Genomic DNA, 24,923 nt, shown 5'->3' with positions numbered 1-24,923 from the left:
GGCTCGCACCGCACAGTAAACTTGCAAGGGCAGGGCAGGTCGCTTGACTTGTCCTGCCCTTCGCTCAAGAGGCGCAGGATATGACCCTCATCCAGCAGCTCATCATCGCCATCGTCCAGGGAATCACCGAATTCCTGCCGATTTCCTCGTCAGGGCATTTGATCCTGATCCCCTTCATCACCGACCTGCCGGACCAGGGGCCGCTGATCGATGTGGCCGTGCATGTGGGTTCGCTGCTGGCGATCATGATCTATTTCTGGCGCGATGTGCTGGGCCTGGCGCGTGGGGGTTTTTCCGTGGTCGGTATTGGCAAGGACCCGCTGCAGCGGCGGTTGTTCTGGTGGATCGTGATCGGCACCATTCCCGCAGTCGCGCTGGGCCTGTTCCTCAAAATGGGCGGCTATCTCGAAGGCTTTCGCACCACCGATCTCGTTGCTGCCAATCTGATCATCTATGGAATCCTGCTGGGGCTGGCCGATCATTTCGGCAAGCAGGTCAAGAAATACGAGGACATGACCCTGCGCGATGCCATCCTGGTCGGCCTGGCGCAGGCGCTGGCACTGATCCCGGGCACCAGCCGTTCGGGCGCGACCATGACCATGGCTCGGTTCCTGGGTTACCAGCGGGTAGAGGCGGCGCGCTTCTCTTTCCTGCTGGCGATCCCTGCGGTGGCGGGTGCGGGGCTGCTGGCGGTGCTCGATCTGGCCGAGGCGAGCGCGCAGATGCAATGGGACGCGCTGGTAACCGGCGTGTTCACCTTTGTCGCCGCTTTTGCGACCATGGCGTTTCTCATGAACTTCCTGAAACGCGCATCGATGATGGTGTTCGTGGTCTATCGCGTGCTGCTGGGCGCAGCGCTACTCTATTTCTTCTGACGGTCTGGTTCGGAACGATTCTGCGCCTGCGCTGTTGCTATCCGTGTATTGCAGGACTCAACGTGCTTGAGAGCATGGAACAATGGCGCTGATTTGTTTGATTTTGATTGGTGGGTTGATCGGCTGGTTGGCCGCAATCGTCACCCGCACAGAGGACGGTCCCGGCATTCGCCGCGACCTTGCCCTGGGCGTGGGTGGCGCGCTGGTGGCTGGGTTGCTGGCGAACAACGGGGTGATGCTGGGCGGCCTTAGCTGGATCGCGCTTGCAGCGGGTGTGGCTGGCGCAGCGGCCTTCCCCCGCGCTGTACGAATTCTACCAGCGCCGCCGCTCCGCCTGAAGCGGCGGAGTTTCCCGGCTCAGACCGGTTTGGCCCCGCTGCCCCTGCCGCCGCGCAGCAGGTATTCCTGCGTGCCGCGATGGAGCACGTTGTCGACATCGATCACCGCCGTATTGGCATAGGTGAAGGCCGGTGGCAGCGAGCGATAGAGCCGGTCGAAGTCGCGCTCGACCGTCTGGCGGTAGAGATCCTCGAAGCTTTCGATGACGAAATAGGTCGGCTGAAGGTCGCTGATTACGTAATCGGTGCGCATCACCCGGTCGACATTGAGCATGATGCGGTTGGGGCTTTGCGCCTCGACCGAGAACACCGCTTCGGTCGGGCCTGACAGGATCCCGGCGCCATAGGCGCGGATCATGTCCGGTGCCTCTTCGATCAGCCCGAATTCGACCGTGTACCAGTAAAGCGCACCGAGTGCCTTCAAGTGGTTGTAGCGCATCGCCTTCCATCCGGCGCGGCCATATTCCTGCATGTAGTCGGCAAACACTGGATCGGTCAGCATCGGCACATGGCCGAACACATCGTGGAACACGTCAGGTTCCTGGATGTAGTCGAAAGTCTCGCGCGTGCGGATGAAATTGCCCGCGGGGAAGCGGCGGTTGGCCAGGTGCCAGAAGAATACGTGATCGGGGATCAGCATCGGCACCGGAACCACGCTCCAGCCGGTGAGCGCGCCGAGTTCTTCGCTGAGCTTGCCGAATTCGGGCACGCCGCCGCGCCCTAGGTCGAGCTTTTCCAGCCCCTGCATGAAGGCGGTTGCGGCGCGGCCGGGCAACACCTCCATCTGGCGCGCGAACAGATCGTTCCAGATGGCGTGGTCGTCGCTGGTGTAATTGGTCTGCTCGGGCTCGAGCCAGTCATCCCCCACATGCGCGGGCTTTTTCAGCGGAGCGGTAAAGACATCCGCCGGCATTTCAGGCAGGATCGAAAAGTCCTGCTGCGGTTGTGCGATCGTGGCCATAGTTTCAATTGCAACTATATCACGCCCGAACGCGGGGCGCAAATGCGGAGGTGCGCTTGGAAAAGCTGAATCGCAAGCAATATGAGGATTTTCTGGAGCCGCTCGAGGAAGAGCTGGTGGGCATGGCTCGCTGGGCCAAGGCGACCTGCGCACGGATCGCGGTGCTGTTCGAAGGGCGCGACACTGCGGGCAAGGGCGGAGCGATCGCGGCAGTGCGCGAGCGGCTCAATCCGCGCCAGTGCCGGGTGGTGGCGCTGTCCAAGCCCTCGGAAGCCGAGGCGACGCAGTGGTACTTCCAGCGCTATGTGCAGCACCTTCCCGCAGCGGGGGAGATCGTGCTGTTCGATCGCAGCTGGTACAACCGCGCCGGGGTGGAGCGGGTGATGGGCTTTGCGAGCGAAGAGCAGGTTCAAGCTTTCCTCAAGCAGGCGCCGGTGTTCGAACAGCAACTGGTCGATGACGGGATCCTGCTGTTTAAATACTGGCTCGGCGCCGACCAGGCCGAGCAGGAAGAGCGGCTGAAAGAGCGGCTCGACGATCCGCTGAAGCGCTGGAAACTTTCGCCGATCGACCTGGCGGCGCGGGAAAAGTATCAGGCCTATACCGATGCGCGCGAGGCAATGCTCAAGGCGACGCATAGCGACTGGGCGCCATGGACACTGGTCGATTTCAACGACCAGCGGCTGGGGCGGCTGACGCTGATCCGCGACCTGCTCGACCGCTTGCCTGACACCCACGTCGAACAGCCGCCGCTCGACTTCCCCGAATTGGGCCACGCGCCGCTGGCAGAGACTTATGGAGTTTTGCAGCCGATCACGGCCTATCCCGTGCCGGACGAGGCCTAGATCGTCGCGCCGGCCTTTACGCACTGGCGACCGTCGCTGGCGAAGGTGCCCAACTCATAGCCATCGTCGGTCTTGCGCATGGCCAGGTGAAGCGGTTCGTCGGCGATCGCCGGGCTGACGGCGCGGAAGCTGAACGATTTGAGCGCATTCCCGCCCAGCTCGCGGCCGGCCATTTGCAGCAGCAGGCTGGCCATCAGCGGGCCGTGGACGACGAGGCCACGATAACGTTCGACATCCCGCGCGTAAGGCAAATCGTAATGGATCCGATGGGTGTTGAAGGTCACCGCGGAAAAGCGGAACAGCAGCCGCGGATCGGGCAAGATTTCCTGATGCGCATCCCAGGCTGATGCATCTAATTTGCCGTCGGTCGGTTCAAGCGGGCTGAGCGGCGCATCCGGCGCCACGGCATCGCGATAGACCAGCGTCTGCATCTCGCGGACTGCCTCGATGCCATCGGCAAGCGTGACATACTCGACTTCGACGAAGCCTAGCCGACCGGTCGAGCCTTCCTTCTCGGCAATCGACGCGATCCGGCTGGTTCGCTTGATCTGCTGGCCAATCTCAATCGGCCGCACGAAGGTGATATCGCTCGCCGCCCACATCCTGCGCGGCAGCGGGATTGGCGGGAAGAAGCTTTGCGGGCTGCTGTCGCGTGCTGGGTGCCCGTCTTCGCCCAGCGCGGCCTGCGGAGCTTCGGGCGTGCAAAGGCAGAGGTGAATGCCCTGCGGCATGGCGCCACCATCCGGCGGGGCTAGGTCGAAGGTCGCACACCAACGCCGAGCGAGCGCCGGATCGAGCGTATCGGCTTGGACCGCCTCGCGGCCGATCCATGCGTCCCACTCGCTCATGATCAGGCCGCGCGCTCGAAAATCGCCGCGATGCCCTGACCGCCGCCGATGCACATGGTCTCAAGGCCATAGCGCACCCCGCGCCGATGCATCTCGGCAGCCATGTCCGCCAGGATCCGCCCGCCGGTCGCACCGATCGGATGGCCCAGCGAAATGCCCGAGCCATTGACGTTGAGCATGTCCATCCGGCTGTCGTCTGCTGACCAGCCCCAGCCCTTGAGCACGGCAAGCACCTGCGGCGCGAAGGCTTCATTGAGTTCAACCAGGCCGATATCACTCCAGCCCATGCCGGTGCGCGCGAACAGCCGCTCGACCGCCGGGACCGGGCCGATCCCCATGCGGCTGGGGTCGCACCCCGCCGCTGCCCAGCCGTGGAACCACAGGGTAGGCTCAAGGGCCAGCGCCTCCAGCTTGTCCTCCGCCACGACAAGGCACGCCGCGGCCGCATCGTTCTGCTGGCTGGCATTGCCGGCGGTTACGATAGCGTCCGGATCGCGCTTGAGGTCGATTGCGCGCAGGCTACCCAGCGTCTCCATGCTCGCATCGGCGCGGTATCCCTCGTCGTGATCGAACACTACCGGGTCGCCTTTGCGCTGCGGGATCTCAACCGGGACGAGGTGTGCATCGAACTTGCGCTCTTCCCAGGCCTTCGCCGCATTCCGGTGCGAACGCACGGCATAGGCGTCGGCTTCCTCCCGGGTGATACTGTAATCCTTGGCGAGGTTTTCCGCGGTCTCGATCATGCCGGTGATCACGCCGAACCGCTCGATCGGCTGGCTCATCAGCCGCCCGCGCGACAGCCGGTCATGCAGCACCATGTCGCCCATCCGCACCCCGCCGCGCAGGTCAGTGGTGTAATGCTCGACATTGGACATGCTTTCGCAGCCGCCGGCGACAACGACATCGGCCATGCCGGTCTCGACCATCATCGCGGCAGTCGCCACCGCCTGCACACCCGAGCCGCAGCGCCGGTCAAGCTGGAAGCCCGGCACTTCGATCGGCAGGCCGGCGGCGAGCCAGCTCCAATGGCCGATGGCGGGCGCTTCGGCATTGCCATAGCCCTGGCTGAAGACGACATCGTCGACCCGCGCGGGGTCGATCCCGCTGCGCTCGATCAGGGCTTTCAGGATGACCGCACCCAGCTGTCCGGCGTTGAGCGGCGCCAGCGCGCCCCCGAATTTGCCCACCGGTGTGCGTAGCGGTGAAACGATTGCTGCTCTGCGGCTCATATTTCTCTCCGTTCGTGTCGAGCGTAGTCGAGACACGCTCGCGCCAACGGTTCTCGACTGTGCTCGAACCGAACGGCTGTTGGTTATCTGTCTTTGTCCGAAAGGGCCACAGTCCCGGCATCGACCAGCCGACCTATCTCCCCGCTCGAAAGCCCTAGCTTCTCGACCAGCACTTCTTCGCTGTGCTGGCCCAGATAGGGAGCAGGCGCGGGATCGCTGACCTGCTTCTCGGGCATATGTGCGAAACTGCGCGTCGCGGGATAGGCAAAGCCCGAGGGGTTGGCGGGCGAAGGGCCGAACAGTGGATTGTCTGCCACCAGCACGGGATCGTTGGCGGCTTCGTGCATGGTGCGATAGCGCTCGAAAGTGCAGCCCTGCTCGCCCATGCGCGCGGCCAGCGTGTCATAGTCATGCCGGTCCGCGGCTTGCTGGAACAGAGCGAACAGCCGGTGGCGATGCACGAAGCGCGGCGTGTCCCCATCGGCAAAGCGGACGCTGGTTTCGGCTTCAAGCGCGGCGATCTCGCGTTCGATGCCAAATGCAGCAACAAGGCCGCCCCACTGCTTGGGCGTCAGTGCTGCAACCATAAAGCGTCTGCCGTCACGGCTGCGGAAGTCGCGCCCGAACGCGCCCCAGATCGCATTGCCCAGCCGCTCGCGGTCGCTGCCGCGATAGAGCATTTCGGCCATTGCGCCCGAATTGGCCATGGTGCCGATGGCGACATCGCCCAGCGGCACGCGCACTTCGCTGCCTTCGCCGGTCGCATCGCGGTGGCGCAGCGCGGCCAGCAGCGCAAAGGCACAATAGGCGCCGGTGATGAAATCCCACGCGGGCAGCACCTGGTTGACCGGCGGGGCAGTTGCCGGGTCCCATTCTTCCGGCCCGCACATCAGCGGGTAGCCGCTGGCGGCGTTGACAGTGAAGTCCATCGCCTGGCGCCCGTCATGCCAGCCCATGATCCGTACGCTGACCATATCCTGCCGCCGCGCGGCCATGGCGTCATGGCTGAGGAAGCTTTTCTCAGGCAGATTGGTGATGCACTGGCCGGTCTTCGCCGCCAGTTCGACCAGCAGCTCGCGCCCCTCGCCCGACTGCAGGTCGAGCGCGACCGACTTCTTGGCGCGGTTCAGGTTTTCCCAGCTGAGCGAGCGGCCCTCGCGCGTCAGCATATAGCGGTTGTAGTCGAGCCCGCCAGCCTTGTGGTCGACGCGGATCACCTCGGCCCCCATCTGCGCGCAGTAGAGCCCGGCGGTGGGCGAGGCGACGAAACTGGAAACCTCGATGATCGAAAGGCCGCTAAGCAGCTGGTACATCAGCCGTGCACCGCATTCCATTCGCGCAGCATATGCTTGGCGATCTGCAGCTGCAGGATTTGCGTCGTCCCTTCGTAGATGCGGTAGATGCGCGCATCGCGGAAGAAGCGCTCGGCGTCGTATTCCGCCAGATAACCCGCGCCGCCATAGATCTGGACCACGCGGTCAACCACGCGGCCGCACATTTCCGAAGCGAACACCTTGAACGCGGCGGCCTTGGTGATGACGTTCTCGCCGCGATCGGCGCGGGCAGTGACATCGGCCATCATCGCTTCGGCGGCGTAGATCTCGGTCTCGCTCTCGGCCAGCATCTGCTGGATCAGCTGGAAATTGGCGATCGGCTCGCCGAAGGCCTTGCGCTCATTGGCGTAGCGCAAGGCGCTGTCGAGGGCGCGGCGGGCATAGCCGCAGCTGGCCGCGCCAACCGAAATCCGGCCATTGTCGAGGCTCATCATGGCAAAGCGGAAACCCTTGCCGGTTTCGCCGCCAAGCAGCGCTTCGCCGGGCACATGGACGTCTTCAAGGATGATGTCGGAGATATGTGCGCCCGATTGCCCCATCTTCTTGTCGGGCGATCCGGTCGAGACGCCGGGCGTGTTCATCGGTACGATGAAGGCGCTGACATGCGCGTTCTTGGGCAGCGCTTCCTTCTCGGTGCGCGCCATGATCAGCGCGACATCGGCGTGCGGCGCATTGGTGATGTAGCGCTTGGTGCCGTTGAGCACCCAGCCATTGCCGCTGGGATCGGGTTTCGCAAAAGTCTGCATCGCCGCGCTGTCAGAGCCCGAGCCAGGCTCGGTCAGGCCGAAGCAGGCGATCTCGCCCCCGGCAATGCGCGGCCACCATTCGCCCTTTTGTTCGTTGGTTGCGCCGTTCTTGATCGCCGAATTGAACATGCCGACATTGATCGAGAAGATCGAGCGGAAGGCGGGCGCGGCATAGCTCATGCAGCGGACCGTGCGGGCATATTGCGAGGTGTTGAGGCCCGCGCCGCCATATTCCTCGGGAACGGTCAGCCCGAACAGCCCCATATCCTTCATTTCCTGCAGGATGTCGTCAGGCACGCGGTCATGCTCGATCGTATCGCGCTCCGCCGGGATCAGCCGTTCGCGAACGTAACGGTCGAGCTGTTCGATGAACTGTTCGAAGGTTTCGGGATCCATTCCGGATTGCGACATGGGTGCGTTGTCCTCTCTGGCCGGTTTCGCTCATTCAAGCGACGGGGTTGGCTTGTCGCCTGCCGATAGTGGCAGTGCGCCTCTCGCGGATATGCAAAAGCGGACGAATCGCCGCTTGGCAACCCGTCCGCTTGAGTTTGCTCGCGGCCCAGGCGGGCCGATCGCTGCTTTACTGTTCGGCAGCCGCGGCCGCCGCTTCCGCCGCCGCGGCCACATCGGCTGCGGCATTGGCCGCGTCTTCCGCCGTTTGTTCGGTCACGGCAGCATCTTCAGCGTTGGCGTCGGCGTCGGCCACCGGCTCTTCGGTGACGTCTTCCAGCGCCGTGTCAGCCGGCATTTCGACAGTATCCGCTTCGGCTTCCATCGAAGCGTCGTCGGTGCCGCCGCATGCAGCGAGTGCCAGCGAGCCGGCGGCGGCGAGCAGCAGATTGGATTTTCTCATCAAATGGTCTCCTTGAGATGGCGAGATTCGAATGGCGTTGCCGAGCGATAACCCGCAGCTGGCGATCGCGCAATTCGCTTTCGCCCAGCCGATTTCGCTTGCCACCGACCCCAGATCATATAATTATGATATCATCTTTAAAAGGGGTACGAATCGATGACAGTGGAACTTAAGGGAATGAAGACGAGCCGCGAGCATGCGGCACATAGCTATAGCGGGTACATCATGCTCGGCGTGCTGGTTGTCCTGACCGCACTGGCAATCTGGTCGCTAATGTCCGGTGCGCCGCCGGAAGGTGCGGCCAAAGCGGCGAAGGTGATGTTCGTGATGCGGCTGCTCGGCTCGATCCTCGGCATTATGGTGGTGGCAGCCGGCTTCTTCATGATCCAGCCCAACCAGGCTGTCGTGATCACGTTGTTCGGCGAATATCGCGGGACCGAGCGGCGCGAGGGCCTGCGCTGGGTGTGGCCGTGGATGATCCGCAAGAAGATCTCCGCCCGCGCGCACAACGTCCATTCGGAGCGGGTAAAGATCAACGATTTGCGCGGTAACCCGATCGAGATTGCCTGCAACGTCGTGTGGCGCGTGTCCGACACGGCGCAGGCAGCCTTCGACGTCGATGATTACAAGGAGTTCACCAACATCCAGATCGAGGCCGGGCTGCGCACCGTGGGCGCGCGGCACCCCTACGACGATATGAGCGACGAGGATGAAACCACGCTGCGCGGCAGTGCCGATGTGGTCAATGCCGAGCTGTGCGCGGAATTGAACGACCGCCTGCGCGTGGCCGGGATCGTGGTGGACGAGGCAGGTCTGACGCACCTCGCCTATGCGCCCGAAATCGCCGGTGCCATGCTGCGCCGCCAGCAGGCCGATGCTGTGATTGCAGCGCGGCAGAAGGTGGTGATCGGCGCGGTTGGCATGGTCGAGGATGCGCTCAACAAGCTGGCGCATGACGGCATCGTCCAGCTCGATGACGAGCGGCGCGCCGCGATGGTGTCCAATCTGATGGTGGTTCTGTGTAGTGACCGCGAAGCGCAACCGGTCGTGAACGCCGGCACGCTCTACCAATAGGGAGCTTTGAGGCATACGCCCAATGGCCCAGCCTCCGGAAAAGAAGGCCTTTGCCCTCCGTCTCGACCCGGCAGTCCATGCCGCGGTCGAGCGGTTGGCATCGGCCGAACTGCGTTCCGCCAATGCCCAGATCGAAATGCTTCTGCGTGAGGCGCTGGAGCGGCGCGGAATCGACGTGAAAATGACTGCCAAGCCGCGTCGAGGCAGGCCGCCCCGCTCCGGGGAGTGAGCGGGGCTGGCAGGTCATTCCGTCGCCGGGCGGTAGGTCTCGTCTCCGTCCTGCGTGGTCAGGAGTGTGCCCATCCGCCGCTCGGTCGCTTCCTGACTGACGATGCTCTTGGCTGGGATGACTCCCGTGAACATGCGTTTGCCCTGCTTGTTGTCGTTGGCGACCAAGCCGGCCGTGCCATCGGCATCGACGAGAATAATGACGCCTTCTCCGTCCCAGCCATCGAGACCTATTGCGACGCGATCGAGGCCCTTGGCCTTGTCCTTGATCTGGCCGAATCCAGCGCGTTCGATCCCGTCGTCGTCATGAACTGAAAGGCCATATGCCGGACCAATGCGCCGTCCGTTGAGCGGATCAGGCACCGGTGCGCCAAGTGCGACACGATCGTGGCCCTTCTCGTCTAGAATGAGGATCCCGAACGTGTCGTTGTTAAGCCTGCTTGCGGGTGTAACGTCGCCATCGGGATACAACCAGGCAAATGCATCCTTGTGCCGAGCAGGATCTGTTCGCAGCCGTTCCGCCACTGTAGGTGCCGGCGCGCCAATCAAAATGCGGGCACGACCTTCACTGTCCTCAATGACGATACCCTTCGTTCGAATGACATCATCCTGCGGCGCCGCAAACCCGCCTGCCAGCAGAACTGTGAGCATACAAGCGAGCGCGATCACCGCCAGCTTGAGATTGCGGACCGAAGCTTGAAGTTTTTTTGTTTCTGCTGCTGTCATGGGCCGTCCCCGGATCAAGAATTACAAGACGGTCATAATGGCGAGCTGCTGAGACAGATGCGAGTGATTTGCTGTACTAATTCACAATGACACTACCGCTCGACGTTTACACGTTCACCTGAGCAAATGCCCCGATTTGTCGCGCTTGGTTGCGAGGTAGCGCGCGTTATGCGGATTGTCGGGCAGCTGATGCGGCACGCGCTCGGTAACGGTGATCCCCGCTGCTTCGAGCGCCGTGACCTTGCGCGGATTGTTGGTCATCAACCGCACCTGCCGCGCACCCAGCAGGTCCAGCATGCGGGCCGCGGTCGGAAAATCGCGCGCTTCATCTGGCAGACCGAGCCGCTGGTTTGCCTCGACCGTGTCGAAGCCCTGATCCTGCAGGCGATAGGCGCGCAACTTGTTGACGAGGCCAATGCCGCGCCCTTCCTGCCGCAGATAGAGGAGCGCGCCCCAGCCACCCTGTGCCGCTTCCTCCGCCATCGCGGCCAGTGCAGCGTCCAGCTGCGGCCCGCAATCGCATTTGAGGCTGCCCAATATATCGCCGGTAAGGCATTCGGAATGGAGCCGCACCAGCGGAACCACATCGCCGCGTTGCGCACCGATCACCAGCGCCACATGTTCGCGCATGTCGTCAGCGCTGCGGAAGGCGACGATCTCTGCGGTCTCGCAGGCCGCCACGGGCAGCCGTGCGCGGGTGGCGATGCGAAGGGCGGAACGGTCAGACCATTGCGCAAGGTCACTCGCCGACATGGCAACCGCCTCCCCCGCATCTGCCGGGTCGACCAGGAAAGCAGGCAGGATCCCGGCAATCCGTGCCAGTTCCAGCGCCGCCTCGGCGATCTCGCGCCAGTCGAGCGTCTCGGCCTTGAAGGGGCCTTTCAGCGGATTAGCGAGATCGAGCGCCGGGTCCGCCACCGCGCGCGCCTCGGTCAGCGAAAAGCGCTCCCCGCTGCGGATCAGCACCGGGGCATGCGGCACGGCTGCCTCGCGCTGGTTAGCAAGCTTGAGCGTCATCGCCCGCGCCGCCGAAATCAGCATACGATCGGAACTTGCTTCGCCGGCAATGGCGGTTTCGGCCGGCAGCAGGACGGGTCCGCCCTCGAACGCCACCGGCCAGCCATGGCGCAATGCGTCGATCGCCTGCGCCACGCGCCTAGAGGGCGACGGCATCGTCAGAGCGCGAACTCCGTGATCAGCGGCACGTGGTCGCTCGGCTTGTCCCAGTCGCGTGCGTCCTCGCGCAGCCGGTGCCCTTTCGCCTGCTGCGCCAGCTCGGGGCTCGCCCACATATGGTCGAGCCGCCGCCCGCGATCATTGGCCTTCCAGTCCTTAGCGCGGTAGCTCCACCAGCTGTAATACCGCTCTGGGTCGCGAATGAACTCGCGCCCGATATCGGTCCAGCCATGCGCATCCTTGAAGCGCTGCAGCGTGTCGATCTCGACCGGCGTATGGCTGACGACCTTCAAGAGCTGCTTGTGGTTCCAGACGTCGCTTTCGAGCGGGGCGATGTTGAAATCGCCCACAATCAGTGTCGGGCGATCGAGCTTGTCTGCCCAGTGCGTCATCCGCTCCAGGAAATCGAGTTTCTGGCCGAATTTCGGATTGATGGTGCGATCGGGTTCGTCCCCACCGGCGGGGACATAGACGTTTTCGACCACTATCCCCTGGCCCGGCCCGAGCAGCTCCACACCCACATGGCGCGCTTCGCCATTATCCTGCCAGTCATGCCGGCTCACTTCCTTAAGCGGGATGCGGCTGACGGTGGCCACCCCGTGATACCCCTTCTGGCCGTGCACCGCCTGGTGAACATAGCCGAGTTCTGCCAGCGCCTTGCCTGGAAACTGCTCCTCCTGGCACTTGATTTCTTGCAGGCAGAGCACATCGGGCGCCTCTTCCTGCAAGAAGCGTTCGACGATCGGTAGCCGCAGCCGCACCGAATTGATGTTCCAGGTAGCGATAGAAACCATGCGCAGCACTTAGGGTGCAGGGTCTTTGTGGTCCAGCCTGCATCTTTCGCTTTGCTGTCATCAAGGTAAGCGATAGCGAGGCGATCAAAGGAGTCCGCACCCATGAAGCTGAACCGGAAATCTCTCCTGCTTGCCGCGCTGCTCTCCGTGCCGCTGGCCGCCTGCAGTGCCAGCGGGACGTCGCAGACGCCAGTGGCCAGCGCTTCGTCTGCGGTGCCAGCGCCCAAGGCGAAGAAAGTGATCCTGTTCATTGGCGACGGGATGGGCATCTCCACCATCACCGCCGCGCGCATCTATGCCGGGCAAAAGCAGGGGCAGAGCGGCGAGGAATATGTCCTGCCGTTCGAAACCTTCGACAATGTCGCCCTCGTCAAGACATACAACGTCAACGCGCAGGTCCCTGACAGCGCGGGCACAGCCAGCGCGATGCATACGGGGCTGAAAACGAATATCGGGATGCTCGGGGTGGGGCCGGCAACGCCGCATGGCGATTGCGAGGCTGCACTGGCGAACCGGCTGCCGACGCTGGGCGAACAGGCGATTGAGCGCGGTCTCGCGCTGGGGATCGTCAGCACCGCGCGGATCACGCATGCGACGCCCGCAGCGGTCTATGCGCATAGCCCGGATCGCGATTGGGAGGCCTTCATCGGCACCGAGGGTCAGGCCAATAAGGGATGCAGGGATATAGCGACGCAGCTTGTCGAAAGCGAATTCGACCTCGCTCTTGGTGGCGGGCGCGCGGCTTTTTATGGCCCGGATCGAAACGGTTGGCGGCGCGACGGCGCGGTCGACCTGCCCGCTGCGTGGGTCGCTCGCACGGGGGGCACCTATGTCGAAACTGCGGCGCAACTGGCCGCCGCGCCTGCAGACAAGCCGGTGCTGGGGCTCTTTTCGCCAAGCCACATGACCTACACGGTCGACCGCAAGCCGGATTCGAGCGAGCCGACCCTGACGGAAATGACCGCGCAGGCGATTGCGCGGCTCGATAACGATCCAGACGGTTACTATCTGATGGTCGAATCCGGCCGGATCGATCATGGCCACCATGCCGGGCAAGCGGGCTATGCATTGGAGGAAGCGGTCGAATTCGCGAATGCGATCCAATATGCGATCGACCATACCGATCCTGCGGACACGCTGATCCTCGTCACCGCCGATCACAGCCATGTCTTCACCATGTCCGGCTATCCCCGGCGGGGCAACGATATCCTTGGCCTGGTGCATTCGCCCGCAGGTGGCGAAGGCGAAGCGGGCGGGGACGGGCCGTCGCTCGCCAACGACGGGAAGCCCTATACCACGCTCGGTTACGGTAATGGGCCTGGTTCGATTGCCAATTTGGCCGAACGTCCGATGCCTGAAACCGGGGTCAAGGCGCATCAGCAGGCCACGATTCCGCTCGGCAGCGAGACTCACGGCGGTGAGGATGTCGCGCTCTACGGCCATGGCCCGGGCGCCGAGCGGGTCCGCGGCGTCATCGAGCAGAACGTGATCTACGACATTATCGTGAAGGCGCTCGGCTGGAAGTAATAAATGAGACAGCCAGGTTTTGCGGCACGAAACGGTCTAGCCTAGCTAGACCGCAAGGCCGACCGGCCGCCCGCAACGGCGCGGACTTGTCCGCAAGCCGCGAGGAAATTGCAGTCGCGGACGCGAGTGCGGAAAACAGGAAATCCCAAAGAAAACCCTCGTGCCGGGGGCATTGGCACGAGGGTTCTTTTGAGCGTTCGTCACGCTTGGACAAGGCGCTTTTTGCGGAAGAGAGGCAACAGGGGGGAAACCCGTCTTCGCTCGCCTTGCAGAAAGCAATCTAGGCGCATTCGGCTTTCACGTAAATGAATGGCGCGAAGTATTTTGTCGCATTCTTACAACCGCCGAAGGCTGAAGCGTTCAACGCGGGCGACGAGATGATCCGCGCGGATCCTTGAAGGTGAAAGCACTGTCGGCCACCGCGACTCCATAGCGGTGATTCCGCAGCCGCACGGTCGTCCGTTGATTCTGCGCGTCGAGCGCAACCCAGGTGTTGAGCTCAAGCCCGCCCGGAGCGCCAGCGTCACGCACGAAGATCATCGTGATCATGCCGAACTCTGGCCGCTTGGGGTCCCGCACCTCGATGCTGATGACGTCGGGATTGCCGGTTGGCACCAGCTTGCCATAGCGGCTGATATCGCGCGAGGGATCGAGCAGCGCGCCGAGCGGCGAATTGCGGATCGGCCAGCGCTGGACCTGCTTCACTTCGTAATCGACCAAATACAGCGAGCTGCCGTTGGACACGATCAGCAGCGGCACGCTTTTTTCATATTCGAAGCGGATCTTGCCGCCCTGCTTCAGCGTCATCACACCGCTGGCGACCTGGCCCAGCCGGTCGGTCTGCGAAAAGTCCGCCCGCAGGGTCGAAATGCCGCGCAGCGCGGTGACCGCGCGGTCGAGATCAGCCGGGGCGGATTGCGCCGTGGCGGGCTGGGCGATGATCGCTACACCGGGCAGCGCACATAGCAAAGCGCCCGCCAGCGCGGTGCGCAGCGGGCGTTTGATGAGGAAATCGAGCGTATTCATGCAGCGCGCTTTAGCGGCGATGCCTTGAACTGTCACTGAACCTGGCGCCTAAAGCCGGTTCAGCAAGATCACTTGATCTTGGCTTCCTTGAACTCGACGTGCTTGCGCACGACCGGGTCATACTTGCGGAAGCTCATCTTCTCGGTGGTGTTCCGCGGGTTCTTCTTCGTGACATAGAAGAAGCCGGTGTCGGCGGTGGAGACCAGCCGGATCTTGACGGTTGCGGGCTTCGCCATGGCGTGTTCCTAAAGTCGAATGAGGGCCATTACGGCCAAAAAACAACAGGCGGCGCGCGCGGCACCGCCCTCTTCGCGGGGCGCATTTGCCGATTCACACGAAAAAGTCAAGCAAGAGTCACCAGTCGGATCGGCTGACCTTGCCCCGCTTGGCCTTGATCTCGCCGCGGACCTTCTTTTCCTTAAGCCGCTCCACCTTGCCCACACGGTTGACGCGCACCTTCTTGCGCCTGGGCGGCGGGACCAGCGCCTCGTCCAGCAGCGCGGCCAGTCGCGCCCGCGCCGCCTCGCGATTCGCTTCCTGCGTGCGGTACTCGCGTGCGGTCAGCACGATTTCGCCGTCCTTGGTCATCTTGCTGCCGGCCAGTTCCTTCAGCCGGTGAAAGGCATCGGGCGCCAGGCCCAGCTGGAACACATCGACCCGCAATTGCACGGCGGTCGCGACCTTGTTGACGTTCTGGCCGCCCGGCCCGCTCGCAGCGATGAACTTTTCCTCTGCCAGCTCAATGGCGCGGTCGGTGATGCGACCCATCAGCCAAAGCCCAGCGCCGCAAAATCTGCCGGCACGGGCGCCTGCGCGGTAATGTCTTCCTTGCCTTCGCGCTGCACGGTCAGTCCGGCGGCGTGGAGCATGGTGCGCTTGGCAGAACCCTTGCGGCCATAGACCGGGTCACCCAGCAGCGGGATGCCGATGCCGCTGGCTGCATGGACGCGGATCTGGTGCGTGCGCCCGGTTTGCGGGGAGAATTCGACCAATGCCCGCCCGCCGTGTTCTGCCACCACGCGCCAGTCGGTCAGCGAAGGCTTGCCCTTGCGCGCGGGGATCATCCGCCAGCCCTTGTCCGCGCTGCTGATCTTGGTGAGCGCCAGTTCGATCCGGCCTTCCTTGAGCTGCGGAATTCCGTCGAGGATGCCAAGATAGGTTTTGCCCACCGCGCGATCCTCGAATGCCTTGGCAAATCGCTTGAGCGACTTCGGGTTGCGCGCCAGCAGCAGGCAACCGCTGGTGTCCGTATCCAGCCGGTGCGCCGGCATCGGCGCACGCTGGAAGCCCAGCTTGAGCTGCTCGAGGTGATCCTCCAGCGAGGGACCGCCGCGGCGGGGCCGCTCGATCGACAGTCCGCCCGGCTTGTTGATCACCAGCGCCTCGCCGTCTTCGAACAGGATGTCGATTGTCATATCAGTCGCGCCTTGATGAGCCCGCGCACCGCATTGCCGAGCAGGAAGCCATCGGCCAGGTCATCGAGCGTCAACTCGGCTTCCCGCGCCTTGCCCGCCTCGACCAGCGAGCGGCGCAAGATGCCTGGCAGCAAGCCCAGCGACAGCGGCGGGGTCAGCAACAGGCCGTCGCGCTCAACGAAGATACTGGTGAAACTGCCTTCGGTCACGAACCCGTCGGGGTGAACCAGCAGCGCTTCGCCCGCCCCTTCGCTGCGCGCGGCGGCGAGGGCCTCCTCGTAGAAGCCGCGGTCGCTGGTCTTGTGGCGCAGGCGCCAGTCGCCCGGATCGACCGGCAGCGCCAAGGCGATGCATGTCAGCGGCTCGCTTGGCTTGCCGGGCGCAGGGCCCGCTTCCAGCGCCAGAGCGCCGCGGCGCGACACCAGCAGGCGCAGTTTGCTGCGCGTCTCGAGGTTAAAGCAGAGTGCCTGGATCTGGTTGCGCGCGGCGTGGCGGTCGAACGAGAAGCCCAGTTCGTGGGCCGATGCCTTGATCCGCTCCAGGTGGAGTTCAAGCAGGTCGATCCCGCTTTCCGGATCGAACAGCATGGTCTCGATGAGGTCGCAGTCGGCGGCCCGATGGTCGGGGGTGGCGCGGCGCAGGAAGCCGGCCTTGACCTCGCACTCGCGCCGTTCCGCCATCGCTTCGCTGTCGGCCACGATCGCCGAGCCGACTCCCATCACCGCCCGCCCCCGATCGTTTTCCTCGGGCGTCAGGCGCAGCGTGCGGATGGCGACATTGAACGCGGCATCGCCATTGGCATCGATCCGCCCGATCGCCCCGCAATAGGGGCCGCGTGCGTCGCGTTCGACTTCGTGAACAAGCTCCATCGCGCGGATCTTAGGCGCGCCGGTGATCGAACCGCAGGGAAAGATCGCGCGGATCAGGTCGACCGCGCCCTTGCCCGGTTGCAGCCGGGCATGGACGGTCGAGACCATCTGGTGGACGGTGGGATAGCTTTCGACCGTGAAGGGCGCTTCCACCCGCACACTGCCCGCTTCGGCGACGCGGCTCAGATCGTTGCGCATCAGGTCAACGATCATCAGGTTTTCGGCCTTGTCCTTGACCGAGTTGGCCAGTTCCTCAGCCATTGCGCGGTCTGCTGCCGGGTCGGCGCCGCGCGGGCGCGTGCCCTTCATTGGCTTCACTTTCGCGGCGTCGCCCCTGAGCGACACGAACAGCTCAGGGCTGAGGCTGAGCAGCCAGTGCGATCCGTCGAACAGCAGCCCGCCATAGCCCGCCTCGGCGGCGGGGCGCAGCGCGGCATAGAGCGCCACCGGATCGCCGCGATAGGCCCCGGCCAGTTGATAGGTCAGGTTGACCTGGTAGATGTCGCCCGCGCGGATCGCTTCCTGCAAATTCTCGAAGGCTGCCGCATAGCCACCGGTCGACAGCTGCGGCTCCATCGGCCCGAGCGAGGCCTCGCCCTCCGCGCGCGCGGCGAGCCATCCGGGCACCTCGTCCGCAGCGATTTCCTCCGCTCGGTCGAACAGGCCAAGCCACACCAGAGGGCCTGCGGCGCCAGTGCGCTTGTCAGCCAGCGGTGCCAGCCTTGGTTCCAGCGCCAAGCCTGCTTCATAGGCGATATATCCGGCCAAAGTGCCGCCCGATTCACGCCGCGCGGCGTCGGCCGCGGCGAGCACTTCTGCCACTTCCTCCGCACGCCGGGCCACGAAGATCTGGCGCGGGTTTTCGAACAGGTGCGCAGCGGCGGCGCCTTCGCGGCGCGCATCGTCAAGCAGGACAAAGGGAGCAGGCTGGCTCATCGCCCCTGCCTTAGCTTATCGCGCGCGCAAGTCGAGCACTTGACCGCGCCTGCCAGCCTGCGCCACACAGTTCGCCGCAATTCATCGCCGAAGGGACGCCAGCAATTTCAATGGGCAGCATTTTCATCGGGCTCGCCGCCAATGGCGAGAAGCAGTATCTCGACCTTTCGCGGGCCAACCGCCACGGCCTGGTCGCGGGCGCCACCGGCACCGGCAAGACGGTGACGCTACAGGGACTGGCAGAAAGCTTTTCGGCTGAAGGGGTTCCGGTGTTCGTGGCCGATGTGAAAGGCGATCTGTCGGGCATTGCCATGCCTGGCTCTCCGACCTTCAAACATGCCGACAAGCTGGAAAGCCGGGCGAAGGAACTGGGCATGTATGACTATGCCTATTCCGATAATCCCGTGGTGTTCTGGGACCTTTATGGGGAGCAGGGTCACCCGATCCGCACCACGGTTTCGGAAATGGGGCCGCTGCTGCTGTCGCGCCTGCTCGATCTGAACGAAACGCAGGAAGGTGTGCTGCAGATCGCGTTCCGCCATGCCGACGAGAACGGGTTGTTGCTGCTCGACTTTGCAGACCTCCAGGCGGTGCTGGCCTGGGCCGCGGAGAATGCGTCCGAGCTGTCCGGCAAATATGGCAATGTAGCCAAGCCAACGGTTGGAGCGATCCAGCGCCAGTTGCTGAGCTTCGAGGCGCAAGGGGCGGACCGCTTCTTTGGCGAACCGGCGCTGGAGATCGACGATTTCCTGAAAGTGGACGATCAGGGGCGCGGGATGGTCAATGTTCTCGCCGCCGACCAGCTGATGCGCAGCCCGAAGCTTTACGCCACTTTCCTGTTGTGGCTGCTGGCCGAACTGTTCGAAACGCTGCCTGAAGTGGGCGATCCGGAAAAGCCCAAGCTGGTGTTCTTCTTTGACGAGGCGCATTTGCTGTTCGACGATGCGCCCAAGGCGCTGCAGGAAAAGATCGAACAGGTCGTGCGGCTGATCCGGTCGAAGGGGGTCGGCGTCTATTTCGTCACGCAGAACCCGATCGACATTCCTGAGGAAGTGGCAGGCCAGCTGGGCAACCGTGTGCAGCACGCCCTGCGCGCCTTCACCCCGCGTGACCAGCGCGCGATCAAGGCAGCAGCCGAAACCTTCCGCATCAACCCCGATCTCGACGTGGAAACCGCGATCACGGAACTGAAAGTGGGTGAGGCGCTGGTCTCGACGCTGGACGAGGACGGCGCGCCGACGATTGTCCAGCGCACGCTGGTGAAGCCGCCGCGCTCGCGGCTGGGGCCGGTCACGCCCAAGGAGCGGGTGATCATCCAGTCGGTTAGCCCGTTTGACGGCAAGTATGACGAGCGGGTCGATCGCGAAAGCGCGATGGAAGTGCTCGCTGCAAAGGCGGCCGATGCGGCTGAAACCGCCAAGGAAGTCGAGGAAAAGGGCGAAGAGGAAGTGGCCAAGCGCAGCCGCAAGACGGCCAGCTGGTGGGAAAAGGCTGGCAAGGCGGGAATGAAAGCCGCTGCCGGATCGCTGGTGTCAATCGGCGTCGCTGCTGCGATGGGCAAGAAATCAAGTGCAGACCCGGTGCGCACCGGCGCCAATGCCTTTGTTCGCAATGTCCTCGGCAGCTTGATGCGCTAGAGCGGGAGACGAATTTCCGCGCGCAAGCCGCCTTCCGTGCGGTTCGTCAGCACGAGCTCGCCGCCGTGCTGCTCGGCAATAGCGCGGGCGAGCGTAAGCCCCAAACCGGCCCCGCCGGTGGCCCGGTTGCGGCTCGCTTCGCCGCGGGCGAAAGGCTCGAGCATGGCCGCGATCTGGTCGGGTGGAATGCCTGGGCCGTCGTCTTCGACAGCAAGAATGACTGTGCGGTTCTCGCTGGTTACCGACAAGCGTGCCGACCCGCCGTAGCGCAGTGCGTTCTCCACCAGATTGCGTAATGCCCGCTTGAGCCAAGTAAGCTGGATCTCGCGCCGCGTTCGTTCGGTCTTGCCTAGGCTGACAGGCTTCTCGAGGTCCTCGAATTCTTCGACCAGCGTGGACGCCAGTGCGGCAAGATCGACGACCTCGAATTCCACATCGTGCCGACCGACGCGGGCCAGCTCTAGGATATCGTCGAGCGTGCGCGTTATGTCCTCGATGCTTTCCGCCATGCGTTGGCGCTGCGCTTCGTCGGGCACGCTCTCGATCCGCACCCGCAAGGCGGCGAGCGGGGTCTTGAGGTCATGCCCGATCGCGCCCAGCATTACGTCTTTCTCGTCGAGCAAGGCCGCAACGCGCGCTTCCATCGCATTGTGTGCGGCGATCAGCCGCCGCGTGTCTTCCGGCCCGGATTCGCGCAGCGGCACTACCTGGTCGGGCTTGTGCGCGAAATCGCCGACGCGGGCTGTGAGTTCGGCCAGCGGGCGGGTCATGCGCCGCAGCACGATGTAGAGCAGCGCGAACAAGACCGCGAAAATCACCAGCGTTTGCAGAAAGATGCCGCCGATAACGCGCGGCCCGCGAGGGGGCAATGGTTGCCGAACCACGATCCAGCCGCTCCCGTTTGCTCGTTCGACCCCGGCAACCACTATCTGCAGCTCGCGCCAGTTCACCGGGTCAATCCGTTGCTGCAAGCGCGGGCGCGCAAGGACGACGGGGTCCTCGCTCGCCAGGCGGGTGGTGATTGCGATGCTTCGCGGCTGGAGGCCTTGTCCAGCCAGCACCTCGTGCAGTGCATCCTCATAGCGCGCCAGGCGTCGTTCACCCGGCTGCAGCGGCGACGCACTGCTGGCCTCGATACCTGGCCGATCCTGGCTGACAGGCAACGGGGGAAGTCCACGGCGTGCGCGCCGCTCATTGCGCAACTGGGCGCGCTCGGCGCGGCGCTCGGCACCGCGTTCGTCGGCGGAGACAACGCGCAGCGCGATCTGGTTGATGAGCGTCGCATCGCGGCGCTGCTCGGCCGCGCGCAGCAGCAGCACGCCGGAAATGGCCTGCCCCACCAGCAGCCCCAGCGCCAGCACCAGCATCACCTGGCCCAGCAGGCTACGGGGGAGCAGGCGCGCCATCAATCGCCCTTGGATGTCACGCGGCTTACATCGGCGGCAAGGCGATAGCCGCCGCCGCGCACGGTCAGGATCAATTGCGGATCGCGACTGTCAGCCTCGAGCTTGCGGCGCAAGCGGCTGACCTGGTTATCGACCGCGCGGTCGAACAAATGGGCTTCGCGGCCCTGCACCATGTCGAGCAGCCGGTCGCGGTCGAGCACTTCGCGCGGATAGTCGAGGAAGGCGCGCAGCATGCGAAATTCCGCAGTCGAGATCGGCACCAGCGTGCCTTCGGGGTCGGTCAGGCGGCGCTTGAGCGGATCAAGCTGCCAGCCTTCGAAGTGGTAGCGCCAGTCTTCACTGGCCTGCGCGGTCATGGGGTCGAGCGTTGCGCGGCGCAGCACGGTCCGAATGCGGGCGACCAGTTCGCGCGGCTCGAACGGTTTCACGACGTAGTCGTCCGCACCCATTTCCAGCCCCAGGATGCGGTCCATCGCTTCACCGCGCGCGGTCAGCAGGATTACCGGAATACGCTGGGTTTCAGCGAGGTGGCGGGTCAGCGAGAGCCCGTCTTCGCCCGGCATCATTATGTCGAGCAGGATCAGGTCAGGCCGCTCGCGCGCCAACGCGCTGCGCGCGAGAGCCGCGCTTTCCGCCTGCTCCACGCAAAACCCCTGGCCCGCAAGATACTCGGCCAGGGGTTCGCGCAAGGTCGGTTCGTCATCGACCAGCAGCAGCTTGATGGGTTGGTCTTGCGTCATGTCGCGCCACCTTGCCGCACAAGCCGTTGCCGCTCAATCGGAACTATCTGCAGGATCAGCCGGGCTGCTTGGCGCCGCGCCGTTCCTGCATGCGGGCACGCATCTTCTCATGCGCTGCTTGCCGTTCTTCTGCGCTGATGCCGCCCGAGCCGTCGGTATCCATAGCGGCGAAGCGCTTGGCAGCGGCGGCATCGAATTCCGCGCGGGTCACGCTCTTGTCACCATCGGTATCGGCTGCGCGCAGCATCATCATGCCGGGGCCGCGCTTACCGCCGGGTCGTGCCATATCGCCACCACGGCGTTCGCCGCTTCGATCAGCAATCTTCCCCTTGCGCTCACCTTTCTTGGCGGCGCGGGCCTCGCGCGCGGCCTTGAGCTCTGCCTCGCTCAACTCGCCATTGCCGTCGGTGTCCATCTTGGCGAAGCGTTCGGCGCGGCGCGCTTCGCGGTCGGCTTCGTTGATGACGCCATCGCCATTGGCGTCCATCCTGGCGAACATCTTGGCGGTCTGGGCATTGTGCTCAGCCAGCGAGACGACGCCATCACCGTCGGTGTCGGGATTGGGGCCGCGCTTGCCACCACCATGGTGATCGGCATGAGCGATTGTGGCGCCGCCCAGCGCAAAGGCGGCAGCGGCGAGAGTGAGGGTAAGTTTACGCATGTTTCAATTCTCCTGCGATTGTGTCAGGGGAACCGCAAAGGCTGCCCAGGCCACCAAGGGGGAGGGGACCAAACCAGCCGGAAGCAACCTTCGCGGTTCGTGCAGCCCTTCTACCCCCGCCGTGTCGCAGGATTATGCCGGCAGCGAGGAGAATTGTCGCGGATTGTATTGCGATCCTGCCAGCGTTCACCCGCGCGCAAGACTGCTACGCATCCGCCATACAGAACGCATTGAGCTTGTTGCCGTCCGGATCGCGGAAATAGCCGGCGTAGAACACCTTGCCGTTCTGATCCGGCTCGCCACGCGGGCCGGGCGCGCCTTCGTCGCTGCCGCCATGCGCCATGGCGATATCGTAAAGCCGGTGAACCTGCGCGCTGTCCTTTGCCTCGATCGCCACCATAGTGCCATTGCCGACGCTCGCTTCCTTGCCGTCGAACGGCTTGGTCGCAGCGATACCCGCGCCACCGCCCCAGGTGCCCCAGGCGATGAAACTGTCGAAATCCATCATCCGCCCCACGCCCATTTCGGCCGCGATTGCATCATAGAATTTTGCCGCGCGGGCCAGGTCATTGGTGCCTAGCGTTACATAACCGATCATCTTTGCTCTCCGATCAGGGTCGCCCCACTGACGACTCGCGAAGAAAGAACATTAAGAGAACAAATAGATCCCTACAAGCGCATATTCCTGCTGCGCGTTATAGCGGCGCGCAGTGGCGTTCGAGCCAGGCGAGGTCATCGCCCTCAAGCTGTGGGCCGAGGATCGCGAAGACCTTGGCGTGATAGCTGTTCCACCATGCGATCTCTGCCTCGGTGAGCAGGCTCTTGTCGACCAGCGTGCGATCGATCGGCACGAAGGTGAGGCATTCAAAGCCGAGAAAATTGCCTTCCGCGCCTTTAATTTCGCGCGGCTCGACCAGCACCAGGTTTTCGATCCGGATGCCGAAATGGCCCTGTTTGTAATAGCCGGGCTCGTTCGACAGGATCATGCCTGCGAACAGCTCCTGCTCGGTCCCCGCCTGTCCGCCGGACGGCTTGGCGATCCGTTGCGGCCCTTCGTGGACCGAGAGGAAACTGCCCACACCGTGGCCGGTGCCATGGGCATAATCGACGCCCGCTTCCCACAGGAATTGGCGCGCAAAGGCATCGAGCTGGCCGCCGGTGGTGCCCTGCGGGAACACGGCCCGGTCGATCTGGATGTGCCCCTTGAGCACGCGGGTGAAGCGGTCCTTCATTTCCGCACTGGGCTCGCCCGGCCCGACCCACACGGTGCGGGTGATGTCGGTGGTACCGGCCGGATATTGCCCGCCTGAATCGACCAGGTAGATGCTCGAGGGCGGGATCGGGATATTGCTGTCCTCATCCACCTTGTAATGCGGCAGCGCGGCATGCGACCCGGCGGCGGAAATGGTATCGAATGACAAGTCCTTGAGATTGCCCAGCGCCTCGCGGCACTGTTTCAGCTTGGCTGCAGCGGCCAGCTCGTCGATTTCGCCCGAAGGCGCCGTTTCCTCGATCCAGCGCAGGAAACGCGACACCGCCGCGCCGTCGCGCGCCTGTGCATCACGATGCCCCTGCTGCTCGACCGGGTTCTTGATTGCGCGCGGCAGGATGGTGGGATCGCGCTCAAAGCTGACCGTCGCCCCGCCCGCTTCCAGCGCCTGTGCGATTGCAGCCACGCCGTAATTGGGATCGACCGTTACCTTCTTGCCTTTCATCGCGCTGAGCGCGGCGGGAAATGCGCTGCGCTCGCGCACAGTCACGGCATTGCCGAGGTGCTTGGTCAGTTCGGGGGTGACCTTTTCCGGCGCGATAAACAGCTCTGCCGTCCCGTCGGCATGGGCGATGACATAGCTCAGCGCGACCGGCGTGTGGTCGACATCCGACCCGCGGATATTGAGCAGCCAAGCGACCGAATCCAAAGCTGAGATCACCGCGGCATCATGGCCCTCCGCCTTGAGCCAGTCGGCGATTTCGGCACGCTTGTCAGCGGAAGAGCGCCCGGCGAATTCGTCCGTTTGCACCATCGCTGCTGCCGGTGAGGGCTCGGGCTGGTCCTGCCACACCGCATCGATCGGATTGCCGGTAACCGGCACCAGTTCTGCCCCGATCCTGGCGGCGGCCTTGCTGACCGTCTGCACCCAGCCCCGGCTATGGAGCCACGGGTCATAACCGATCCGCGCGCCTTGAGCTGCATGGGCGGCAATCCAGCCCCCGATCGTGTCCTTGGGGACCGAGCGATATTCGAACAGCTTCCCGTCAACCTGGTCGCGCACCTGCACGGTATAGCGCCCGTCGACGAAGATCGCGGCGGCATCCTGCAGCACCACCGCGCTGCCCGCGCTGCCCCCAAAGCCGGTGAGCCAATGCAGCCGCTGGGCATAAGCGCCGACATATTCGCTCATATGCTCGTCGGAGATCGGGATGACGAAACCGTCCAGCTCGCGGCGCTTCAGTTCCTGGCGGAGCGCGTCGAGCCGCGCCTCATGGGTTTGCATCAGCATTTGATCGATCCTGCATTTCCTGTGCTTGGCGCTTGCGGCACGCACACCTTTGTCTAAATGACTTACCACATAGTCCTACCGTGCGTCGCTTTCCAGCCGCGCGGGTCGCAACATGGGATGACCGCTCTGTGATGATCAGAAAGCTTACTATTGGCACGCTCTACGCGTGCCTTGCAGC

25 protein-coding genes are annotated in these 24,923 nt (G+C 64.0%); 6 read left to right on the top strand and 19 right to left on the bottom strand.

Annotation, left to right across the window (positions count from 1 at the left end):
• Positions 1-80 precede the first annotated feature (80 nt).
• Entirely contained in the window at positions 81-875 is a 795-nt protein-coding gene (locus G6N82_RS07890) for an undecaprenyl-diphosphate phosphatase (protein ID WP_165195364.1), read from the top strand.
• Between the two features lie 357 nt (positions 876-1,232).
• Here the strand turns inward: G6N82_RS07890 and phhA are convergent, their stop codons facing one another.
• Positions 1,233-2,174: a phenylalanine 4-monooxygenase gene (gene phhA, locus G6N82_RS07885; RefSeq protein WP_241255036.1), complete on the bottom strand. Its 942-nt coding sequence runs from the start codon at positions 2,172-2,174 to the stop codon at positions 1,233-1,235.
• A 56-nt stretch (positions 2,175-2,230) separates the two neighbouring features.
• Here phhA and ppk2 point away from each other — a divergent pair, with 56 nt between their 5' ends.
• Entirely contained in the window at positions 2,231-3,019 is a 789-nt protein-coding gene (gene ppk2 / locus G6N82_RS07880; RefSeq protein ID WP_165195362.1) for a polyphosphate kinase 2, read from the top strand.
• Here the strand turns inward: ppk2 and G6N82_RS07875 are convergent.
• From G6N82_RS07875 to G6N82_RS07855, 5 genes are all read right to left on the bottom strand, one after another.
• Entirely contained in the window at positions 3,016-3,867 is an 852-nt protein-coding gene (locus G6N82_RS07875; RefSeq protein ID WP_165195360.1) for a MaoC family dehydratase N-terminal domain-containing protein, read from the bottom strand. The genes ppk2 and G6N82_RS07875 overlap by 4 nt on opposite strands.
• Positions 3,868-3,869: 2 nt before the next feature.
• Positions 3,870-5,096: an acetyl-CoA C-acetyltransferase gene (locus G6N82_RS07870; protein WP_165195358.1), complete on the bottom strand. Its 1,227-nt coding sequence runs from the start codon at positions 5,094-5,096 to the stop codon at positions 3,870-3,872.
• A gap of 83 nt (positions 5,097-5,179) precedes the next feature.
• The gene (locus G6N82_RS07865; RefSeq protein WP_165198065.1) at positions 5,180-6,409 is read right to left on the bottom strand and encodes a CoA transferase; all 1,230 of its coding nucleotides are present in this window, start codon (positions 6,407-6,409) and stop codon (positions 5,180-5,182) included.
• On the bottom strand, positions 6,409-7,587 hold the full coding sequence (locus G6N82_RS07860; RefSeq protein ID WP_165195356.1) for an acyl-CoA dehydrogenase family protein: 1,179 nt from the start codon (positions 7,585-7,587) through the stop codon (positions 6,409-6,411). Before G6N82_RS07860 ends, G6N82_RS07865 begins: the two co-directional genes overlap by 1 nt.
• Before the next feature lie 169 nt (positions 7,588-7,756).
• Entirely contained in the window at positions 7,757-8,029 is a 273-nt protein-coding gene (locus G6N82_RS07855) for a hypothetical protein (RefSeq protein WP_165195354.1), read from the bottom strand.
• 156 nt (positions 8,030-8,185) lie between these two features.
• Between G6N82_RS07855 and G6N82_RS07850 the strand changes: the two genes are divergently transcribed.
• Complete coding sequence (locus tag G6N82_RS07850) at positions 8,186-9,103, top strand: SPFH domain-containing protein (protein ID WP_241255035.1); 918 nt, start codon at positions 8,186-8,188, stop codon at positions 9,101-9,103.
• 22 nt (positions 9,104-9,125) lie between these two features.
• A complete protein-coding gene (locus G6N82_RS07845; RefSeq protein WP_165195352.1) occupies positions 9,126-9,332 on the top strand; it encodes a toxin-antitoxin system HicB family antitoxin in 207 nt (68 codons plus the stop codon).
• Positions 9,333-9,346: 14 nt separating this feature from the next.
• Here G6N82_RS07845 and G6N82_RS07840 read toward each other — a convergent pair whose 3' ends face one another.
• From G6N82_RS07840 to xth, 3 genes are all read right to left on the bottom strand, one after another.
• Complete coding sequence (locus G6N82_RS07840) at positions 9,347-10,057, bottom strand: hypothetical protein (protein WP_165195350.1); 711 nt, start codon at positions 10,055-10,057, stop codon at positions 9,347-9,349.
• 114 nt (positions 10,058-10,171) lie between these two features.
• The gene (gene ribA / locus G6N82_RS07835; RefSeq protein WP_165195348.1) at positions 10,172-11,230 is read right to left on the bottom strand and encodes a GTP cyclohydrolase II; all 1,059 of its coding nucleotides are present in this window, start codon (positions 11,228-11,230) and stop codon (positions 10,172-10,174) included.
• A gap of 2 nt (positions 11,231-11,232) precedes the next feature.
• A complete protein-coding gene (xth, locus tag G6N82_RS07830; RefSeq protein WP_165195346.1) occupies positions 11,233-12,027 on the bottom strand; it encodes an exodeoxyribonuclease III in 795 nt (264 codons plus the stop codon).
• Positions 12,028-12,129: 102 nt separating this feature from the next.
• On the opposite strand from xth, the gene G6N82_RS07825 reads away from it, so the two are divergent.
• Positions 12,130-13,554, top strand: coding sequence for an alkaline phosphatase (locus G6N82_RS07825; RefSeq protein WP_165195344.1), 1,425 nt, complete (start codon positions 12,130-12,132; stop codon positions 13,552-13,554).
• A gap of 360 nt (positions 13,555-13,914) precedes the next feature.
• On the opposite strand, the gene G6N82_RS07820 is transcribed toward G6N82_RS07825, so the two are convergent.
• The 5 genes from G6N82_RS07820 to pabB form a co-directional block, all read right to left on the bottom strand.
• Entirely contained in the window at positions 13,915-14,580 is a 666-nt protein-coding gene (locus G6N82_RS07820) for an outer membrane lipoprotein carrier protein LolA (protein ID WP_165195342.1), read from the bottom strand.
• A gap of 68 nt (positions 14,581-14,648) precedes the next feature.
• Complete coding sequence (gene rpmG, locus G6N82_RS07815; RefSeq protein WP_054945942.1) at positions 14,649-14,816, bottom strand: 50S ribosomal protein L33; 168 nt, start codon at positions 14,814-14,816, stop codon at positions 14,649-14,651.
• A 118-nt stretch (positions 14,817-14,934) separates the two neighbouring features.
• Positions 14,935-15,348: an alternative ribosome rescue aminoacyl-tRNA hydrolase ArfB gene (gene arfB, locus G6N82_RS07810; protein ID WP_165195340.1), complete on the bottom strand. Its 414-nt coding sequence runs from the start codon at positions 15,346-15,348 to the stop codon at positions 14,935-14,937.
• Positions 15,348-15,995 (bottom strand): RNA pseudouridine synthase, encoded by a 648-nt coding sequence (locus G6N82_RS07805; RefSeq protein ID WP_165195338.1) that lies wholly within the window; start codon positions 15,993-15,995, stop codon positions 15,348-15,350. The genes arfB and G6N82_RS07805 overlap by 1 nt, the downstream gene beginning before the upstream one ends.
• The gene (pabB, locus tag G6N82_RS07800; RefSeq protein WP_165195336.1) at positions 15,992-17,800 is read right to left on the bottom strand and encodes an aminodeoxychorismate synthase component I; all 1,809 of its coding nucleotides are present in this window, start codon (positions 17,798-17,800) and stop codon (positions 15,992-15,994) included. Before pabB ends, G6N82_RS07805 begins: the two co-directional genes overlap by 4 nt.
• A gap of 110 nt (positions 17,801-17,910) precedes the next feature.
• Here pabB and G6N82_RS07795 point away from each other — a divergent pair, with 110 nt between their 5' ends.
• Positions 17,911-19,437: a helicase HerA-like domain-containing protein gene (locus G6N82_RS07795; protein WP_165195334.1), complete on the top strand. Its 1,527-nt coding sequence runs from the start codon at positions 17,911-17,913 to the stop codon at positions 19,435-19,437.
• On the opposite strand, the gene G6N82_RS07790 is transcribed toward G6N82_RS07795, so the two are convergent.
• The 5 genes from G6N82_RS07790 to G6N82_RS07770 form a co-directional block, all read right to left on the bottom strand.
• Entirely contained in the window at positions 19,434-20,843 is a 1,410-nt protein-coding gene (locus G6N82_RS07790) for an ATP-binding protein (RefSeq protein WP_165195332.1), read from the bottom strand. The two genes, G6N82_RS07795 and G6N82_RS07790, sit on opposite strands and share 4 nt — an antisense overlap.
• Complete coding sequence (locus G6N82_RS07785; protein WP_165195330.1) at positions 20,843-21,583, bottom strand: response regulator; 741 nt, start codon at positions 21,581-21,583, stop codon at positions 20,843-20,845. Before G6N82_RS07785 ends, G6N82_RS07790 begins: the two co-directional genes overlap by 1 nt.
• 55 nt (positions 21,584-21,638) lie before the next feature.
• Complete coding sequence (locus G6N82_RS07780; protein ID WP_165195328.1) at positions 21,639-22,244, bottom strand: hypothetical protein; 606 nt, start codon at positions 22,242-22,244, stop codon at positions 21,639-21,641.
• Positions 22,245-22,449: 205 nt separating this feature from the next.
• Positions 22,450-22,842 carry a VOC family protein gene (locus tag G6N82_RS07775; RefSeq protein WP_165195326.1) on the bottom strand — a complete coding sequence of 131 codons (393 nt, stop codon included), beginning with the start codon at positions 22,840-22,842 and terminating at the stop codon, positions 22,450-22,452.
• Positions 22,843-22,939: 97 nt separating this feature from the next.
• The gene (locus tag G6N82_RS07770; protein ID WP_165195324.1) at positions 22,940-24,745 is read right to left on the bottom strand and encodes an aminopeptidase P family protein; all 1,806 of its coding nucleotides are present in this window, start codon (positions 24,743-24,745) and stop codon (positions 22,940-22,942) included.
• Positions 24,746-24,923: the final 178 nt, after the last annotated feature.

This window comes from Altererythrobacter sp. BO-6, from assembly GCF_011047315.1.
GTDB lineage: Bacteria > Pseudomonadota > Alphaproteobacteria > Sphingomonadales > Sphingomonadaceae > Erythrobacter.
Note: the sequence above shows the minus strand (reverse complement) of the source record. Positions and strands in the feature narration are given on the sequence as shown.

Coding starts and splice junctions, on each gene's coding strand:
- G6N82_RS07890 (WP_165195364.1), top strand. CDS start 81: ATGACCCTCATCCAGCAGCTCATCATCGCCATCGTCCAGGGAATCACC.
- phhA (WP_241255036.1), bottom strand. CDS start 2,174: ATGGCCACGATCGCACAACCGCAGCAGGACTTTTCGATCCTGCCTGAA.
- G6N82_RS07875 (WP_165195360.1), bottom strand. CDS start 3,867: ATGAGCGAGTGGGACGCATGGATCGGCCGCGAGGCGGTCCAAGCCGAT.
- G6N82_RS07870 (WP_165195358.1), bottom strand. CDS start 5,096: ATGAGCCGCAGAGCAGCAATCGTTTCACCGCTACGCACACCGGTGGGC.
- G6N82_RS07865 (WP_165198065.1), bottom strand. CDS start 6,409: ATGTACCAGCTGCTTAGCGGCCTTTCGATCATCGAGGTTTCCAGTTTC.
- G6N82_RS07860 (WP_165195356.1), bottom strand. CDS start 7,587: ATGTCGCAATCCGGAATGGATCCCGAAACCTTCGAACAGTTCATCGAA.
- G6N82_RS07855 (WP_165195354.1), bottom strand. CDS start 8,029: ATGAGAAAATCCAATCTGCTGCTCGCCGCCGCCGGCTCGCTGGCACTC.
- G6N82_RS07850 (WP_241255035.1), top strand. CDS start 8,186: ATGACAGTGGAACTTAAGGGAATGAAGACGAGCCGCGAGCATGCGGCA.
- G6N82_RS07845 (WP_165195352.1), top strand. CDS start 9,126: ATGGCCCAGCCTCCGGAAAAGAAGGCCTTTGCCCTCCGTCTCGACCCG.
- G6N82_RS07840 (WP_165195350.1), bottom strand. CDS start 10,057: ATGACAGCAGCAGAAACAAAAAAACTTCAAGCTTCGGTCCGCAATCTC.
- ribA (WP_165195348.1), bottom strand. CDS start 11,230: ATGCCGTCGCCCTCTAGGCGCGTGGCGCAGGCGATCGACGCATTGCGC.
- xth (WP_165195346.1), bottom strand. CDS start 12,027: ATGGTTTCTATCGCTACCTGGAACATCAATTCGGTGCGGCTGCGGCTA.
- G6N82_RS07825 (WP_165195344.1), top strand. CDS start 12,130: ATGAAGCTGAACCGGAAATCTCTCCTGCTTGCCGCGCTGCTCTCCGTG.
- G6N82_RS07820 (WP_165195342.1), bottom strand. CDS start 14,580: ATGAATACGCTCGATTTCCTCATCAAACGCCCGCTGCGCACCGCGCTG.
- rpmG (WP_054945942.1), bottom strand. CDS start 14,816: ATGGCGAAGCCCGCAACCGTCAAGATCCGGCTGGTCTCCACCGCCGAC.
- arfB (WP_165195340.1), bottom strand. CDS start 15,348: ATGGGTCGCATCACCGACCGCGCCATTGAGCTGGCAGAGGAAAAGTTC.
- G6N82_RS07805 (WP_165195338.1), bottom strand. CDS start 15,995: ATGACAATCGACATCCTGTTCGAAGACGGCGAGGCGCTGGTGATCAAC.
- pabB (WP_165195336.1), bottom strand. CDS start 17,800: ATGAGCCAGCCTGCTCCCTTTGTCCTGCTTGACGATGCGCGCCGCGAA.
- G6N82_RS07795 (WP_165195334.1), top strand. CDS start 17,911: ATGGGCAGCATTTTCATCGGGCTCGCCGCCAATGGCGAGAAGCAGTAT.
- G6N82_RS07790 (WP_165195332.1), bottom strand. CDS start 20,843: ATGGCGCGCCTGCTCCCCCGTAGCCTGCTGGGCCAGGTGATGCTGGTG.
- G6N82_RS07785 (WP_165195330.1), bottom strand. CDS start 21,583: ATGACGCAAGACCAACCCATCAAGCTGCTGCTGGTCGATGACGAACCG.
- G6N82_RS07780 (WP_165195328.1), bottom strand. CDS start 22,244: ATGCGTAAACTTACCCTCACTCTCGCCGCTGCCGCCTTTGCGCTGGGC.
- G6N82_RS07775 (WP_165195326.1), bottom strand. CDS start 22,842: ATGATCGGTTATGTAACGCTAGGCACCAATGACCTGGCCCGCGCGGCA.
- G6N82_RS07770 (WP_165195324.1), bottom strand. CDS start 24,745: ATGCTGATGCAAACCCATGAGGCGCGGCTCGACGCGCTCCGCCAGGAA.